This window comes from Streptomyces sp. NPDC017890, from assembly GCF_044328675.1.
Taxonomy (GTDB): Bacteria; Actinomycetota; Actinomycetes; order Streptomycetales; family Streptomycetaceae; genus Streptomyces.
On the sequence record NZ_JBIRHU010000148.1, the window covers coordinates 1 to 1,356 of the forward strand.

General features: G+C 58.5%; 3 protein-coding genes. 2 read left to right on the forward strand and 1 reads right to left on the reverse strand.

The features are described 5' to 3' along the window. Window positions 1-164 precede the first annotated feature (164 nt). Window positions 165-464 (reverse strand): hypothetical protein, encoded by a 300-nt coding sequence (locus ACH4F2_RS36125; RefSeq protein ID WP_147307769.1) that lies wholly within the window; start codon window positions 462-464, stop codon window positions 165-167. 238 nt (window positions 465-702) lie between these two features. Here ACH4F2_RS36125 and ACH4F2_RS36130 point away from each other — a divergent pair, with 238 nt between their 5' ends. Beyond that, window positions 703-1,071: a helix-turn-helix domain-containing protein gene (locus ACH4F2_RS36130; RefSeq protein WP_353798891.1), complete on the forward strand. Its 369-nt coding sequence runs from the start codon at window positions 703-705 to the stop codon at window positions 1,069-1,071. After that, window positions 1,064-1,356, forward strand: a 293-nt coding sequence (locus ACH4F2_RS36135) for a hypothetical protein (protein WP_398136820.1), incomplete at its 3' end; no start/stop codon positions are given. The genes ACH4F2_RS36130 and ACH4F2_RS36135, both read left to right, overlap by 8 nt.

Sequence of the window (1,356 nt, forward strand, 5' to 3'; positions counted from 1 at the left end):
GTCGACGGGCAAGCGCCGAATCTCCCTACTCATCTCGGCTACCGCCTCGCTGTACGGACTGCGGGTTAGACTTGTTGTGCATCTGAAAGCTCCTCTTCGTGGGTGTCGAGCGGGTTTCGATGTCGCCCACCCTCATGCCAGTGGGGGTGGGCATTTTTCTTTGTTCACGCGACCAGCTGTCTGGTATCGCGCTCTACACGCGACACCTTGGGCACAAAAAGTACACCCGGGTCCTGACGCAAAACGACTTCGATTGCCTGCGCAACCTCCATGCGGATCGTGCGCCGCTCTCCCGACCTGAGGTAACCGATTGCGGTCTTGGAGGTAGTGATCGGCTCCCCCGCCCCGCGCAGCGCGCGATGAGTCCGGGCCAGTTCGGTATTGACAGCCTCAGCGAAACTGCGGGTGGTGAATTTGTAGTGATTCATCAGCCGGATAAGCGTCTCTCGACTTTCGAGTTTCACATCCAACCTTCCGTCTAGTGCGTGCACTGTTTCCCCTCTCGGTTCCAATGTAGTTTTCTTGTGGACAGCCATCTACTATCTAACATCAGTCTAGACATCTAGTCCACACTTGTCCACAAGACAGCTTTTCAAAATGCCGCTTACCTGCTGTTCAGGGAATTACAAGCATGTAATTTGTGGTCACGGTGTCCACACCCCTACTAGCGCACCCAATACCCAGTAGTGAATCATTGTGGACATGGCAGCTATGGACGTACCGGAACCGTGGGCAAGTGCAATGGAGAATGTCGGCGCAGTATCCCCTCAGACGGGACGCGCATCGCTGAACAGGTTGGCCGAAAAGGCCGGCGTGCACGCGACGACGATCTCGAATCTGATCAAAGGCCGAACCCGATTACCTGACATGGAAACGATCACCCAAATCGCCACCGCACTCAAGAAGCGACCACAGGTGGTCGCCTCCTGGCTCAACCTCAGTTGGGACGAACCGACACCCTACGAGCCGCCGGCAGAGGCAATGCTGATGGACCCGACCGAACGAGAGACCGTCGACCGCGTGATCCGCGCCATCGTCCGCCACAAGCTCGAACGACAGAGCGGTGGTTAGGCCACAGCTGGCCGTCGGAACCTGGGGGAAGATCCGCGTCGAAGAACTCAGCTACACCGCGGCGGATGGAAAGACGAAGACAAAGTGGCGGGCACGCGGCCGATTTCGCGACGCGGACGGACGCACCCGTGATGTCGAGCGCATCAGCCTCAAGAGCGAAGCAGCCGCACGACGAGCTCTGACCGAGGCATTCGGCAACAGGGCCAAAGCAACCGGCAGCGACATCACCACGGACACGCCGTTCACCGTGTGCGCCGGAATGTGGATCGACGAAATCACCGTGAC